The organism is Providencia rettgeri, from assembly GCF_041075285.1.
GTDB lineage: Bacteria > Pseudomonadota > Gammaproteobacteria > Enterobacterales > Enterobacteriaceae > Providencia > Providencia rettgeri_G.
Genome location: NZ_CP163512.1, coordinates 3,559,571 through 3,575,038, shown reverse-complemented (window position 1 = coordinate 3,575,038; position 15,468 = coordinate 3,559,571). Strand labels below are relative to the sequence as shown.

The following is a 15,468-nucleotide window of genomic DNA, read 5'->3' as shown; positions in this document are numbered from 1 at the left end:
GATTTTTTGCCTTAAAATATATTCATTAAATGAATAACCCTATAAATACCGATGAATAGCAAAATTTCAATTATTAATGTAGTTAACTATGCTCAACGTCCTGATCTTATCGAAGAATGTGAACAATTTCTTGATAGGCTATGGCCACCATTTATGAGCCAGTCTGCTGTTAGCGATGAATATTGGGAACGGCTTGATGAGCAGCCAAATAATCAATTTCAATTTATTGCTACTGTTAATGAAAAAGCAACGGAACGGGTCATTGGTATTATTCGTTCTGTGCCATTTTTATGGCCTTATGGTGATTTCGCCAAGTTAGTCGAAATGGGGTGGGATGATATCTTTAATTTTGCGATGGAGAACCAACATGATGGGGAGCCTTATATTTCGGCGCTTTCTGTGACTGTTGACCCTCAATATCGAGGTCAGCAAATTCCTGCGTTATTGATCGAAGCATTAAAACAAGCAGCGAAAGAATATGGTGCAAAAGCGATGATTGTTCCTGTGCGTCCAACGCTGAAGCATCGATATCCATTACAGGATTTTGATGAGTATTGTGCGTGGAAAAATGCACAAGGAGAGCCTTTTGACCCGTGGATAAGAACCCATTGGCGTTTAGGGGCAACAGTACTGCAGTCTGTTCATCGTTCAATGGTCATTACAGGTTCAATAACGGATTGGCAATCATGGACTGGGATGTCTTTCCCACAGTCGGGGAAGTATATTATCCCTAATGCCTTAGTGCCTGTTACCGTTGATGTACCGCACCAAAAAGTTGAATATATCGAACCTAACTTATGGATGCTGCATGCTCTTTAAGCTCTAACAAACAAGATAGTGCATAGACTACTTAGGCGGTAAAAACCAGAGAATGGCACTATTTTCAGGCATACCTAGCGCTATAGCCCTACACGCTATAGCAGGTAAGATTGTTTTTACCGGTTATAGCGTGTCAATATTGTTAGGGTTAAATAAGGTAGGTTTTAAAATGAAAGTGACGAATACCCGACAACTTAGTGCTTATATGAAAGATGTCAGAGAGACGAAAAAATTATCTCAAAGTAAAGTCGCCAGTAAAGTGGGTATTCGGCAAGATACCGTTTCTAGCTTTGAACTTTCTCCTGACTCTACCAAATTAGAAACCTTCTTTAAGATTTTATTTGCCCTAAATTTAGAACTCGATATTAAACCGCGAAATGAAAGTGGCTCATCAAACTCAGACTCCGGATGGAAGGAGGAGTGGTGATGGCGGCTTTGCATGTGTATATGAATTACTTATTAGGCTCAATAAATGCAGAGAAAGATCGGTATCAGTTTATGAAGAGCCAAGTTATGTTTTGGTTACTTGCAGCGACGGATGGTCATGCTAAAAATTTTTCATTGTTTATTGAACCTGAAGGACGTTATCAATTGACACCTTTTTACGATATTCTGTCGATGTATCCTAGTTATGGCGATAGAGGGATTAATCTTGGGGATGCCAAACTTGCTATGGGGCTGAAAGGGACAAAAGGGATTAAATACAATGTAGAACAAATCTTCCCAAGACATTTTTTTGCGACCGCCAAAGCGGTTGGTTTTGACCGCACTGAAATGGAAAAGATTTTAATTGAGTTTGATGAGCAGATGGAAAGTGTTATTACAAAGGTTCGGGAGCAGCTTCCAACAAATTTTCCTGAGCCTATTGCAAACTCAATTTTATCAGGGTTATATCACAAAGCGATTTCTTGGGAAAATAAAGGAACGCCGCAATTTGATCAGCTATTGGGATTGAGAGGTTGACGTTGGACACTCAGTGGGCTCCTCCATGTCATTGGGTTCTTTGATGGGATAATCAGGGTGATTAGTGGCATAGCAAGATAAGGTGATTTTAACTTCTTGGCAGGGTAAAAAATGGACTTGCACATCACACGGCTCTCCATATTCAGGGACTTCCACCTGCTTGCGGTAATAGCGATAATTGGCTTCATGCTTTTTCATGTAATCTTCAAATTTAGGATCCGTAACTCCTGGAGAATCGGAGGGATAAGGGTTTGGATCAACTTCCCATTCGACCAAAACGGTTTTACCGGGGGACCATTGAGAGGGGATCATGATGCAACAGGTGCCAGCCGCACCTCGGCCTTCATAGCCATTAACTTTAAACCAATTAACCGCAGTGTCTTTTACGTGGTTAAAACCGTATAGGTTACCCGCGAGTTGTGTCTCTTTTTCAGGCGAGCAACCAACAAGTAGGGACATAAAAATAATAAATGCGATTTTGGGAAACCATGCCATAAGGTGACCTGTTTTGATGAGTATTTTAACGTTAAGAATAACTTAAGTTAAATTAACGTTTAATTTAGAAGTAAAATATGACTATGGCAAGATTTTTATTCCAATCTAAGGTTAATTACTTATCGATAATATTTAGTCCCTCACCCGACTCCCGTGCGTAAACACCGTCGCTTTCCCTTGGCGGCAAAAACCCACTAAGGTTAAGTTGGCTTTTTCTGCTACTTCGATAGCAAGTGCGGTCGCAGCGGAAACAGCAAACAAAATTTCTGCGCCACAGCTAGCGGCTTTTTGCACCATTTCATAACTGGCACGGCTGGAAACCAAAACGGCCCCTTGCTGCCATTGATTGCGGTTTTTCATTCCCAAAAGTTTATCAAGCGCGACATGGCGACCAACGTCTTCACATCCACCAACTAATTGACCTTCTGGGGATATCCATGCGGCGGCATGAGTGCAGCCTGTTAGTGCGCCAATTTCTTGCACTTTTTTCAGTTCATATAATGCATTATCGAGGTGGGATAAGGAAAATGTTTGAGTAAACGGCAGTGGCGCGATAGGTTTGAATATTTCATCTAATTGCTCTGTGCCACAAATACCACAACCTGTGCGACCAGCTAAATTACGGCGACGTTCTTTAAGTTCCATAAAACGGCGGCTGGATAATTCAACATGCACCTCAATTCCCCGATTGCAGCTTTCAACGATATCAATTCCACGAATTTCATCACTGGACTGTATTATGCCTTCCGAAAGGGAGAAGCCAACGGCGAAATCCTCAAGATCTTTTGGGGTTGCCATCATTACCACATGGGATATGCCATTAAACACTAATGCAACAGGATATTCTTCGGCAACGTAATCTTTAACTGGTGAATTCAGGTTGCCTTTTTGTTGCACGATTGTGCTATTTAAGCCCTTTATTTGGGTGATTTGGGAGTCATTTGTTGTATTTGTTTCATACATTAGATGAATTCCTAGCATTAATGATACATAATATTAATTATGGGTAAAAAGAATTTACACCATTTGCCAGGCAATGAACCTGGATACGTAAGGAAAACGTTGAATAAGAAACAGTTTACCTGATTATCGCGATTGACGTTAGGTAAACATGAGCAATGTAAATGAGGAGATCCCCATGCAAGTCAGCAGAAGGCAGTTCTTTAAGATCTGCGCTGGCGGTATGGCAGGTACGACGGCAGCGGCTTTGGGGTTTGCACCCGCAACCGCGTTAGCGTCAACGCGCCAGTATAAACTACTGCGTGCGAAGGAAACCAGAAATACCTGTACCTACTGTTCTGTCGGCTGTGGGCTGTTAATGTACAGCCTCGGTGATGGCGCGAAAAATGCAAAAGAGAGCATTTTCCATATTGAAGGGGACCCGGATCATCCGGTAAACCGTGGTGCACTCTGTCCGAAAGGTGCTGGACTTATCGATTTTATCCACAGTGAAAGCCGCTTGAAATACCCAGAAGTGCGTGAGCCAGGTACTAATGAGTGGAAACGCATCACGTGGAATGAAGCGTTTGATCGTATCGCTAAGTTAATGAAAGAAGACCGTGATGCGAACTTCATTGAAAAAAATAAAGATGGTGTCACCGTAAACCGTTGGTTGACCACCGGTATGCTGTGTGCATCAGCTGGAAGTAATGAAAGTGGCTTTGTAACACAAAAATTTACCCGCGCTCTCGGCATGCTTGCCGTTGATAACCAAGCGCGTGTCTGACACGGACCAACGGTAGCAAGTCTTGCTCCAACATTTGGTCGCGGTGCGATGACTAACCATTGGGTTGACATTAAAAATGCAAACCTAATTGTGGTTATGGGGGGTAATGCGGCAGAAGCGCATCCAGTCGGTTTCCGCTGGGCGATGGAAGCTAAAATCCATAACAAAGCTAAATTAATCGTGATTGACCCACGCTTTACCCGTACAGCGGCAGTGGCGGATTTTTACACGCCTATCCGTTCAGGTACAGATATTGCGTTCTTATCAGGTGTTATCAAATACTTACTGGATAATGAAAAAATTCAGCGTGAATACGTGGAAGCGTATACCAACGCCAGTTTAGTTATCCGTGAAGACTTTGGTTTCGATGATGGCCTATTTACTGGCTATGATGAAGAAAAACGCCAATACGATAAAACCACGTGGAACTATGAGATGGACGAAAACGGCCTTGCGCTGCGCGATCCTACTCTGAAACACCCACGTTGTGTGCTGAATTTATTAAAAGAACACGTAAGCCGTTATACACCAGAAGTGGTGAATAACATCTGTGGTACGCCAATTAAAGACTTCCTGCAAGTCTGTGAATATATCGCAGAAACGAGCGCTAAAGATAAAACAGCGTCGTTCTTATATGCGCTGGGTTGGACTCAACACACCGTTGGTGCGCAAAACATTCGTACCATGGCGATGATCCAGTTACTGCTCGGTAATATGGGGATGTTAGGTGGTGGTGTGAACGCACTGCGCGGGCACTCCAACATCCAAGGTCTGACTGACTTAGGTTTGTTATCTCAAAGCTTACCGGGTTACCTGACATTACCATCAGAAAAACAGACAACTTTAGAAAGCTATTTAGCGGCGAATACACCAAAAGCGACCGTTGCTGGTCAGGTGAACTATTGGGGTAACTACCCTAAATTCTTCGTCAGCCTAATGAAAACTTTCTATGGCGATAAAGCGCAAAAAGAGAATAACTGGGGCTTTGATTTATTACCGAAGTGGGATCAGGGCTACGACGTACTACGTTATTTCGAAATGATGGATAAGGGTGAAGTCAATGGTTATATTTGCCAAGGCTTTAACCCAGTCGCCTCATTCCCGAATAAAAACAAAGTGGTTAAGTCGCTGTCAAAACTGAAATTCTTGATAACCATTGACCCACTGAATACGGAAACCTCGAATTTCTGGCAAAACCACGGTGAAATGAACGATGTGAACCCTGCGGAAATCCAAACAACGGTATTCCGTCTGCCTTCATGTTGTTTCGCGGAAGAAAATGGTTCGATTGTTAACTCCGCGCGCTGGTTGCAGTGGCACTGGAAAGGTGCGGATGCACCGGGTGAAGCTATCAGTGATGGCGAAATTCTGTCGGGTATTTTCCACCGTTTACGTCAAATGTATACAGCAGAAGGCGGTGCAGTACCTGAACAGGTGCTGAGCATGACGTGGAACTACTTTGACCGTGATAACCCAACGCCAGAAGAAGTAGCACAAGAAAACAACGGTTATGCGCTCGTTGACCTGAAAGATGCTGACGGTAACGTCATTGTCAAGAAAGGTGAACTGTTAACCTCGTTTGCTCAATTACGCGACGACGGGACAACGTCAAGTGGCTGTTGGATCTTTACGGGGAGCTGGACACCGAAAGGTAACCAAATGGCAAACCGTGATAACTCCGACCCAACAGGTCTAGGCAACACATTAGGTTGGGCATGGGCATGGCCTCTGAACCGCCGTGTCATTTATAACCGTGCATCGGCAGACCCAATGGGTAAACCGTGGGATCCAAAACGCCAAATCTTGGAGTGGGATGGCAGCAAATGGACAGGAATGGATATTCCTGACTATAGCAATGCACCTCCGGGAAGCGGTGTCGGTCCGTTTATTATGCAGCCAGAAGGGATGGGGCGTCTGTTCGCACTGGATAAAATGGCCGAAGGTCCATTCCCAGAGCACTATGAGCCGATTGAAACGCCGCTGGACACCAACCCACTGCACCCAAATGTGGTGTCGAACCCTGCTGCTCGTGTGTTTAAAGACGATTGGACGCAAATGGGTAAAGCGACAGAATTCCCTTATGTGGGAACAACTTATCGCTTAACGGAACACTTCCACTACTGGACAAAACACGCCTTATTGAATGCCATCATTCAGCCACAGCAGTTTATCGAAATTGGTGAGCGCTTGGCGAAAGAAAAAGGTATCGAGCAAGGTGATACGGTGAAAGTGAGCTCCAAACGTGGTTATATTAAAGCGAAAGCGGTGGTCACCAAACGTATTCATACGCTAAAAGTGGATGGAAAAGATATTGATACCATTGGTATCCCAATTCACTGGGGCTTTGAAGGTTTGGCTGTCAAAGGCTTTATTGCCAACACGCTAACGCCATATGTAGGTGATGCGAATACACAGACGCCGGAATTTAAATCATTCCTTGTCAACGTGGAAAAGGTGTAAGGAGATAAATTATGTCAATGCAATCTCAGGACATTATTCGTCGCTCTGCCACCAATTCCCTGACTCCCGCACCTCAGGTGCGGGACTATAAGGAAGAAGTTGCAAAGCTTATCGACGTAACTACCTGTATCGGCTGTAAAGCCTGTCAGGTTGCGTGTTCCGAATGGAATGATATCCGTGACAAAATCGGTACTAACGTTGGGGTATATGATAACCCAACAGATTTAACTGCTAAGTCATGGACAGTGATGCGCTTCTCTGAAGTGGAAGAGAACGATAAATTTGAATGGCTGATCCGTAAAGATGGCTGTATGCACTGTGCTGATCCGGGCTGTCTGAAGGCCTGTCCTTCAGAAGGCGCGATAGTACAGTACAAAAACGGTATCGTGGATTTCCAATCAGAGCACTGTATTGGTTGTGGTTACTGTATCGCGGGTTGTCCGTTCAACGTGCCACGTATCAATAAAGAAGACAACCGTGCATATAAATGTACGCTGTGTGTCGACCGTGTTGAAGTGGGGCAAGAGCCTGCATGTGTGAAAACATGTCCAACTGGCGCTATCCACTTTGGTAGCAAAGAAGACATGATTAGCATGGCGGGAGAGCGTGTTGAAGAGCTGAAAACCCGTGGTTATGCAAATGCAGGTTTATACGATCCTCAAGGTGTTGGTGGTACACACGTGATGTACGTTCTACACCATGCAGATAAACCCCAGTTGTACCACGGACTGCCGGAAAATCCGACAATCAGCCCAACAGTCACTTTCTGGAAAGGTATCTGGAAGCCGTTAGCCGCGGTTGGCTTTGCTGCAACATTTGCGGCGGCCATCTTCCACTATGTGGGTATTGGTCCGAACCGCGTCTCCAAAAAAGATGAAGAAGAAGCTTTAGAAGATTTGCATAACGCAATGTCATCTGATGACACTTCCAAATCAAAAGAAGGGGAGGATCAGAAATGATGCCAGATGATAACGACAAAATTATTCGCCATAAGCCGATTGAAAGGATCAATCACTGGGCGGTTGTAATTTGCTTCTTGTTCACGGCAATCAGTGGATTAGGGTTTTTCTTCCCATCCCTAAACTGGTTTATGAACATTTTAGGTACGCCGCAACTGTCACGAATTTTGCATCCATTCGTGGGTACGGCAATGTTCTTGCTGTTTGTGTTTATGTTCTTCCGTTATTTCCACCATAACTTTATTAATAAAGAAGATATTAAGTGGGCAAAAAATATCGGCAAGGTACTGAAAAACGAAGAAGCGGGTGATGTTGGCCAATATAACCTCGGACAAAAAGGGGTGTATTGGGTGGTGACTATCTGTTTATTAGCGCTGGTGGTCACAGGGGTGATCATGTGGCGTCCTTATTTCGCAGATTACTTCCCAATCCCTGTTTACCGTGCCGCTATTCTGATTCACTCGCTCAGTGCGATTGCGTTGATCATTATGATTGTGGTTCACGCTTACGCGGCAATTTGGGTGAAAGGCTCCGTTCGTGCGATGGTCGAAGGGTGGGTCACTCGTGGTTGGGCAAGAAAGCATCATCCACGTTGGTACCGTGAATTGCTTGAGAAAGAAAAGCAACAAAAACAACAGCAAGAGAAAAACTAAGTTTTATCTTGCCATGTAATCATCAGGCCTGCTCTTGAGAATATCGAGGCAGGCTTTTTTGTTGGCAGGATAAAGGGTTAATAATTAGAGGCTAAACGTGTCGCAGTGTGTAATATTTTAAGTATACGAAGGTGATTATCTTTTTGGTTAACGTGATTTAAATCGTCCTCAGTCAGCCACGACAGATACATTTTTCACTTTTTGGATTGTTTTTTGACCTTTTTTAGCGGTAAACATCATCAGCAAAGATAAACAGCCCCTAACTTTTCTGCTTTTTGCCGCATTAATTTTGTTAGGTCTGTTTGATGGCACTTTGTTTCTTCATCAATTGTAAAATGAAGGGTATCCATAATAAGCCTAATGTGTTGTCATTTTTGTTGCTTTCTTATAGCTAAAAAAATCATATATCATCAATGGTCAAGCTATAGACAAAAGCCAGTGCCAGCAGTAGCAAAACAAAAGAAAAACCGAGGAATTGATAATTGACGGATAACACCCCGCCCGTTAATCCCCCTAAAACAAAAGATAACACGGCGAGAAACAGCACCTTTTTGCTACTATCACCCTGTACATTTTTTAAAAAGGCATTGATACAGGATGTCGTCATCCCTGTCACGTAAGTTGAATGAATGCCCACAGTTCCCGCTTTATTAAAAAAGCCATTTTGTAGCCCCATAGAAAAGCTAATGGTAAATATGACAATATTGGCTGAATAGAAGGCATGGGCGAAGAAGTAGAGTGCAAACACCCCAATGAATAATAAAAATGATAGCCCAATAAGAAAACGGTAATCACGCAGTGAGTTATTTTTTAACCTCTGCCATGAACCCAAGCAAGTCCCTAGGAAAAAACCACCGATAGAAACAGCGCAGAGTAGCAACATCGACCAGTCAAATTTAGCAAGATACACCATGCTTAAAATACTGTTCCCCGTGAGATGCCCCGTAAAAACGCCGAAAATAACAAAAGAGCAGGCATCAACAAACCCGCCAATAAAGGCAAGAAGCAAAAAGAATGGAGTATGGGAGTTAGCCTCAAATTGGAATAATGACATGTTTTTGGTGTCGCTCAGCAAAATAGACAGTGATGGAGAGTATAAGCATTATTTGGCAAATAAAAAAACCTGATACGTGGGGTATCAGGTTTGGGTTGTAAGCCTATTACGGTAGAAAATAATTACAGTGAATGAGCTTGATTTAGGGCTTCAATTGTTTTCTTAGCTCCGTTGTCACGTAACGAAAGGTAGAATACAGTGACTTTTTCGGTAAATAGCGAGTTATTGACCAGTTCCTTAGTAAACAAACTATCGAGTGAGAGCAATGCGCGGACACGGTTTTCATCATCAGTACTGTTTGCTACTAACTCTGCCAGCTTAGCGGCTTGTGGGTCGCTAATTTGAATCGCAGCACCGCTATCATCTTTACCGCTGACATAGCGCATCCAACCTGCGACGGCTAAGGCTAAATAATCAAATGATTGTCCATTTGTCAGATGAATTTGAATGGAATCGAGTAAACGTTGGGATAATTTTAACGTCCCATCCATGGCGATTTGCCATGTGCGATGCTTGAGCCCTGTATTTTTAAAACGCTCAATCAGTGCATTAGCATAGGCGGGTAAATCGACATTCGTGATAGACAACGTTGGCGCTTGCTCACTCACCATTAGGTGGTAAGCGGCTTTTTCATAGGCGTTATCTTGCATACATTCGTTGATATACTGATAGCCAGCTAAGTAACCTAAATAAGCGAGAAATGAATGACTGCCGTTTAACATGCGCAGTTTCATTTCTTCAAACGGGATAACATCAGTGACTAACTGAGCACCGGCTTTCTCCCATTCAGGGCGACCTGCAACAAAATTATCTTCGATCACCCATTGCTTAAAAGGTTCACAGGCAATAGCAACTTTATCGACAATAACACCTAGCTGAGATTGAATTTTTTCGGCTGTTTCTGGCGTCATTGCTGGCACGATCCTATCTACCATGGTAGATGGGAATGTGACATTTTTCTCAATCCATTTGGCTAAATCAGCATCTCGTTTTGCCGCCATCGCAAGGATAACATTTTTAGTAATGTGCCCATTTTCTGGCATATTGTCACAGGACATCACGGTAAATGGGTTTAATCCGAGTGCTTTGCGTCGACGAAGTGCTTCAACAATCACCCCTGGCAGTGATTTAGGTGCTTCAGGAACAGCTAAATCATGAGCGATAGCGGGGTTATCAAAATCAATTGATCCTGTTGATGGAACATAGCAATAGCCTTTTTCTGTAACCGTCATTGAAACGATCGCAATATTTGGGTCCAACATACGATTAATAACAGTATCAATGCCGTGAATGCTTGGATGTAGTGCTTCTTTAACTACACCAACAGTACGGGTTTTCCAGTTATCATCTTGCATTTCAACAACGTTATACAAGCAGTCTTGAGCCAGTAAATCTTCGATTTGTTGTTCGCCACCCACTAAGTTGACTTCACAAAACCCCCAATTGCTTTGGTGATCAGACGCTAAAATGTCTGCAAAGATGGCTTGATGGGCGCGGTGAAATGCGCCGAAACCCAAGTGAAGCATTTTAACGTTAACCTGACTTCTATCGTAGCTCGGCACGTTGATAGTCGCAGGGAGTTGATTTAGGTTATTGATTGACAGTTGCATATTTAGCCTTACCTTTGTGTTGTTCAACTTCTTCCACGGCATCCAGTGGACTTGTTAAGTCGCGGTCTTTCACTTCAGGCATGATAATTGCGGAAATTAATGAAATGGCAGAGTAAATAATGATCATAATAGCGATTGGCCACCAGCTTCCTGTGATGCTACAGAAAATACCAGCAAGTACAGGACCTAACCCAGAGGCAATCAATCCGCCAATTTCTTTCGCGACAGCCATACCTGTAAAGCGGTTACGTGAGTTGAACATTTCAGCCATCGTAATATTTTCTAGTGCAAATAATCCGAGAACTGAACAGTTATGAACAATAATAATACAGATAGTGATTAAGCTAACGCTGTTGGCACCGTTTACGATAACTGAAAGCATCGGGTATGCAAGCAGCATCGCGGATAAGCTAAGGATAATATAAGGAATACGGCGACCAAATTTATCAGAGAGTAGGCCAATTACAGGGATTGTCAGGAAACCCACAATAGAGCTGATCATGATAGCATCAGTTGGAATACTTTTATCGAATAAGAGGCTTTGAACTAAATAACCTGCTAGGAATGTTTGAATAAGCCCAGAGTTACCAGCTTGACCAAAACGGATACCTGTAGCCAACCAGAATGCTTTTGTTTTGAACATAGCAAAGAAACTTTCTTTCGGTGGCATTTGAACGGCAACTCTAGTTTCCTGCTCTTCGGTGTTTTGTACTTTCTCAAATACTGGACTTTCTTTGAGGTTCAGTCGTAGCCAAACAGCGAATAGCATCACAACAAAACTTGCTAAGAACGGTACGCGCCAGCCCCAAGCGAGTAAGTCTTCTTTGTCTAACCAGAAAAACATAAATGCCCAGATAGCAGTTGCACTCAGTGTTCCGCAGTTTGTTCCCAGACCAACCAGTGAAGCGACAATACCGCGACGACCTTTTGGTGCATATTCTGCTAGCATGGTTCCTGCACCTGAAATTTCAGCACCAGCCCCCAAACCTTGAATAATTCGCAAGAGAACTAACAGTAGTGGTGCGAGGATCCCCACTTGCGCATAAGTTGGTAAGACCCCGATTAAAGTGGTACATACACCCATCATGGTGATGGTAATGAATAACACTTTCTTACGACCTATTCTGTCACCCATCTGACCAAAGAATATAGCACCAACAATACGGGCGACATATCCGGCACCATAGGTTCCCATAGCAAGAATTAATGCCATTGAAGCGGATTGTTCAGGGAAAAATATTTCATGGAAAACAAGTGCTGCGCCTAACGAGTAAAGCTGGAAATCCATAAACTCTAGAGCGGTTCCTAGCCAGCCTGAAACTGCAGCTTTAGTGAGATCACCAGAGCTGCGTTCCACTTTCCCTGATGGGGTAATTGACTGAGTATTCATATTATTATCCTATTAATCACGTCGGGTAGTATCCAAAATCGGATTTATTTTTTTAATTAAATTAAAAGGTTAAAAGAATTTTACAGCAGGTCTTCTGATCTTTTTCAAAGGTTAAGATAGCCTCTTGCGCTTCAGTGAATGGGTACTGATGAGTTAAGATTTTCGTTGGGTCAATTTTTTTAGACTCAATCCAGCTAATCACCTCTGGGAATTTTTTGGCATTTAGTCGTGAAGAGAATAGGGCAATCTCTTTACTGGTAATGCTCTGTTGTGTCACGGAGCTAGGCTCACTCGAGAATCCCATAATTGATACTCTCGCTGCGGGAGATGCAATCAAAATTGCTTCTTGCAAAATAGCCGGATGACAAGCCGCATCTAATACAATTGTTGGGCGTAGGTTTAAGGCTTTGAGTTGCTCGGGAAGCGGTATTTGTGAGTTATCAATTACGATATCTGCCCCACAAGCAGTCGCTCTCGCTAAGCGCTCAACAACGCGGTCAACCACAATTAAGGTTTTGACTTGGTAAACACCTTTTAAAACTTGTGCACAGGTTAACCCAATAGTACCCGCGCCATACACTAAGGCTACATCGTCTTTGGTTGGGTGAACATGAGACGTTACATTCGCCGCGATAGAGTAGGGTTCAACAGTGACTGCGCATTCATCACTAATTGAATCAGGAATGGTATAGGCATTGGCTGCAGGTACAGTGACATATTCAGTAAAACCACCATCAGTATGAACACCTAAGACTTCTAGTGTTTCACAAACATTTGGTTTACCAATTGAGCAAGGATAACAATGACCGCAACTGAGTACAGGGTCGATAGAGACTCGCTCGCCGATACGTTTGCTATCTACACCGCTACCCACTTTTTCAATCACACCAAAAAATTCATGACCGATGACGCGAGGGTATTTGGCAAATGGATTATGACCGCGATAGATATGACTGTCTGAGCCACAAATACCCGCTAAGCGGACTTTGATTTGGACTTGATTTTCAGCAGGTTCTGGAATCGAACGTTCTTCTATCAATAAAGTATTAGGTTCTTTAATCACTACTGCTTTCATATTTAACTCCGAATTATTTAAAAATTACCAATTCCATAAAGTGCCGTCTTCAAGACGTGCAATAGGCAGGTAAGCTGGGTTGTACGGGTATTTCGCTGCCAATTTTTCATCAAAATCGATACCTAGACCGGGCTTATCACTTGGATGCATGTAGCCGTCCTTAAATGTCCAATTTGGACTAAAGACGGAGAGCATTTCTTCGGAGTACCCCATAAATTCTTGTACGCCAAAGTTTGGCACCCAGAGGTCAAAGTGCAGAGCAGCAGCGTGACAAATAGGGGATAGATCAGATGGACCATGAGAGCCTGTTCTAACTTGATAAAGTGAGGCGAAATCTGCGATTCGACGCATACCTGTGATACCACCCGCATGGGTAATAGTGGTGCGGATATAGTCGATAAGTTGTTCTTCGATTAATTGTTTGCAGTCCCAAATACTATTGAAAATTTCGCCAACAGCGATTGGAGTAACTGTGTGCTGGCGGATCAGCCTAAAGCAGGATTGGTTTTCCGCTGGTGTTGGGTCTTCCATCCAAAATAAACGTGCATCTTCAATGCGTTTACCAAAGCGAGCTGCTTCAATTGGTGTTAATCGGTGATGGATATCGTGTAAGAGGTGTTCATTAAAGCCGTACTTATTACGAACGGCTTCAAACAGTTTTGGCATAAAATCAAGGTATTTTTCGGTTGACCAAAATTGTTCTTCTGGATGGTGGCCTTTAGTGGCTGGCTCATAAGCAAGATTTTGCCCTTTGCTTTGACCATAGGTAGTTGCCATACCTGGGATCCCGCATTGCACGCGAATAGCTTTAAAGCCTTTTTCTTTATATTTTGCGTAATTATCTAAAGCTTCAGGAATGTCTTTACCCGTTGTATGGCAATAGACCATGACGCCTTCACGAGAGGCTCCACCTAATAATTGGTACACCGGTAAGTTAGCAATTTTTCCTTTAATATCCCATAAAGCCATGTCGATAGCCGAAATAGCGGACATCGTAACGGGGCCTCTACGCCAGTAGGCTCCTTTGTAAAAAAATTGGTAAATATCTTCTATTTTGTGTGGGTCACGACCAATCAGTTGGGGACATAAATGATCCTTTAGGTATGAAACCACGGAGAGTTCACGACCATTGAGGGTCGCATCACCTAATCCATATATACCTTCATCGGTGGTAATCTTTAGTGTCACAAAATTTCGACCGGGGCTACATACAAATACTTCAGCGCTTACAATTTTCATTCTTGCCATGTCCATATTCTTGTTGACCAACTGATCAACCAAATCAGTATAAATTATTAATTGGTTTAATCATTGGTCAACCAAATTATCTTTTTTTCACTCTATCAACCAAAAAATCAAAAAACAATGACTAAAAAGCCAACAATAAGTGAAGGGGATCACAAATTGGTTAACTTGTTTACGTAAAATAATGCATAAATTGGTTGACCATTATTGTTGGTGACGATAATCTACAGTGGAAGAACTAAATTTAATTCGACAACGCGTTGTATATATATATGAATACTCAATACCGCTCGTACCAGTACCTAGGTCAGCAGTTAAAAGAGCTCATTGCTTCTGGCGAATATCCGATAGGAAGTCGTTTAATGCCAGAACGTGAGATCGCTAAAAAATATGATGTTAGTCGCTCATTGGTACGTGAAGCGCTTATCATGCTGGAAATTGAAAAACTGGTTTCTATCAAGAAGGGGTCTGGAGTTTATGTGATTAATCATCCAGATTCATTGATTGAGGAAGTAAAGAACATCGATCACGGTCCTTTCGAGATCTTGCAAGCTCGGCAAGTGATTGAAAGTGCGATTGCGGCTTGTGCTGCGTTATCTGCAACTAAAGCGGATATCCAAGAAATCCGAGCCTTGCTTGAAGATGAGCGAATTAAAGTCGCTCAAAATAAAAGTGACGATGAAAATGATCATAAATTTCATGTGCTAATTGCTCGAGCAAGCAAAAATGACATGATGGCAAAGATTATTGATGATATTTGGTCTGTCAGACGAAATAGCCCAATGTGGGACAAGTTACATGAGCATATCGATAACACGACTTATCGCAAGAAGTGGTTGATTGATCATGAAAATATTTTAAATGCACTACAAAAGCGTGACCCTGAATTGGCGAAAAAAGAGATGTGGCAACACTTAGAGAATGTCAAAAATACTCTAATGCAGCTTTCAGATTTTGATGACCCCAATTTTGATGGTTATTTATTTGAAACAATTCCTTATCAGACTATTTTTGAATAA

The 15,468-nt window shown here is 42.7% G+C and carries 14 protein-coding genes; 7 read left to right on the top strand and 7 right to left on the bottom strand.

Going from position 1 to position 15,468, the window contains the following annotated elements; all coding sequences use genetic code 11:
• Positions 1-51: 51 nt before the first annotated feature.
• The 3 genes from AB6N04_RS16455 to AB6N04_RS16445 all read left to right on the top strand — a co-directional run bounded on the left by AB6N04_RS16455 (position 52) and on the right by AB6N04_RS16445 (position 1,782).
• Positions 52-819 carry a GNAT family N-acetyltransferase gene (locus tag AB6N04_RS16455; protein ID WP_369309303.1) on the top strand — a complete coding sequence of 256 codons (768 nt, stop codon included), beginning with the start codon at positions 52-54 and terminating at the stop codon, positions 817-819.
• Between the two features lie 169 nt (positions 820-988).
• Positions 989-1,246, top strand: a complete 258-nt coding sequence (locus AB6N04_RS16450) for a helix-turn-helix domain-containing protein (protein ID WP_369309302.1) — start codon at positions 989-991, stop codon at positions 1,244-1,246.
• A gap of 86 nt (positions 1,247-1,332) precedes the next feature.
• The gene (locus tag AB6N04_RS16445; RefSeq protein WP_369309301.1) at positions 1,333-1,782 is read left to right on the top strand and encodes a HipA domain-containing protein; all 450 of its coding nucleotides are present in this window, start codon (positions 1,333-1,335) and stop codon (positions 1,780-1,782) included.
• Here AB6N04_RS16445 and AB6N04_RS16440 read toward each other — a convergent pair.
• Complete coding sequence (locus AB6N04_RS16440) at positions 1,762-2,277, bottom strand: DUF3304 domain-containing protein (RefSeq protein ID WP_369309300.1); 516 nt, start codon at positions 2,275-2,277, stop codon at positions 1,762-1,764. The genes AB6N04_RS16445 and AB6N04_RS16440 overlap by 21 nt on opposite strands.
• Before the next feature lie 132 nt (positions 2,278-2,409).
• The gene (fdhD, locus tag AB6N04_RS16435) at positions 2,410-3,240 is read right to left on the bottom strand and encodes a formate dehydrogenase accessory sulfurtransferase FdhD (protein ID WP_369309299.1); all 831 of its coding nucleotides are present in this window, start codon (positions 3,238-3,240) and stop codon (positions 2,410-2,412) included.
• A 175-nt stretch (positions 3,241-3,415) separates the two neighbouring features.
• On the opposite strand from fdhD, the gene fdnG reads away from it, so the two are divergent.
• The 3 genes from fdnG to fdoI are packed head-to-tail and all read left to right on the top strand — an operon-like array spanning position 3,416 to position 8,075.
• Complete coding sequence (gene fdnG, locus AB6N04_RS16430; protein ID WP_369309298.1) at positions 3,416-6,463, top strand: formate dehydrogenase-N subunit alpha; 3,048 nt, start codon at positions 3,416-3,418, stop codon at positions 6,461-6,463.
• An 11-nt stretch (positions 6,464-6,474) separates the two neighbouring features.
• Entirely contained in the window at positions 6,475-7,422 is a 948-nt protein-coding gene (gene fdxH, locus AB6N04_RS16425) for a formate dehydrogenase subunit beta (protein ID WP_369309297.1), read from the top strand.
• Positions 7,419-8,075: a formate dehydrogenase cytochrome b556 subunit gene (gene fdoI, locus AB6N04_RS16420; protein WP_369309296.1), complete on the top strand. Its 657-nt coding sequence runs from the start codon at positions 7,419-7,421 to the stop codon at positions 8,073-8,075. The genes fdxH and fdoI overlap by 4 nt, the downstream gene beginning before the upstream one ends.
• A gap of 400 nt (positions 8,076-8,475) precedes the next feature.
• Here fdoI and AB6N04_RS16415 read toward each other — a convergent pair whose 3' ends face one another.
• The 5 genes from AB6N04_RS16415 to manD all read right to left on the bottom strand — a co-directional run bounded on the left by AB6N04_RS16415 (position 8,476) and on the right by manD (position 14,443).
• Positions 8,476-9,129: a YoaK family protein gene (locus tag AB6N04_RS16415; protein WP_369309295.1), complete on the bottom strand. Its 654-nt coding sequence runs from the start codon at positions 9,127-9,129 to the stop codon at positions 8,476-8,478.
• Positions 9,130-9,251: 122 nt separating this feature from the next.
• Entirely contained in the window at positions 9,252-10,739 is a 1,488-nt protein-coding gene (locus AB6N04_RS16410) for a mannitol dehydrogenase family protein (RefSeq protein ID WP_369309294.1), read from the bottom strand.
• On the bottom strand, positions 10,720-12,129 hold the full coding sequence (locus AB6N04_RS16405; RefSeq protein WP_369309293.1) for an MFS transporter: 1,410 nt from the start codon (positions 12,127-12,129) through the stop codon (positions 10,720-10,722). Before AB6N04_RS16405 ends, AB6N04_RS16410 begins: the two co-directional genes overlap by 20 nt.
• A 61-nt stretch (positions 12,130-12,190) precedes the next feature.
• Positions 12,191-13,204 carry a Zn-dependent oxidoreductase gene (locus AB6N04_RS16400; RefSeq protein WP_369309292.1) on the bottom strand — a complete coding sequence of 338 codons (1,014 nt, stop codon included), beginning with the start codon at positions 13,202-13,204 and terminating at the stop codon, positions 12,191-12,193.
• A gap of 24 nt (positions 13,205-13,228) precedes the next feature.
• A complete protein-coding gene (gene manD, locus AB6N04_RS16395) occupies positions 13,229-14,443 on the bottom strand; it encodes a D-mannonate dehydratase ManD (protein ID WP_369312153.1) in 1,215 nt (404 codons plus the stop codon).
• 278 nt (positions 14,444-14,721) lie between these two features.
• On the opposite strand from manD, the gene AB6N04_RS16390 reads away from it, so the two are divergent.
• The gene (locus AB6N04_RS16390; RefSeq protein WP_369309291.1) at positions 14,722-15,468 is read left to right on the top strand and encodes an FCD domain-containing protein; all 747 of its coding nucleotides are present in this window, start codon (positions 14,722-14,724) and stop codon (positions 15,466-15,468) included.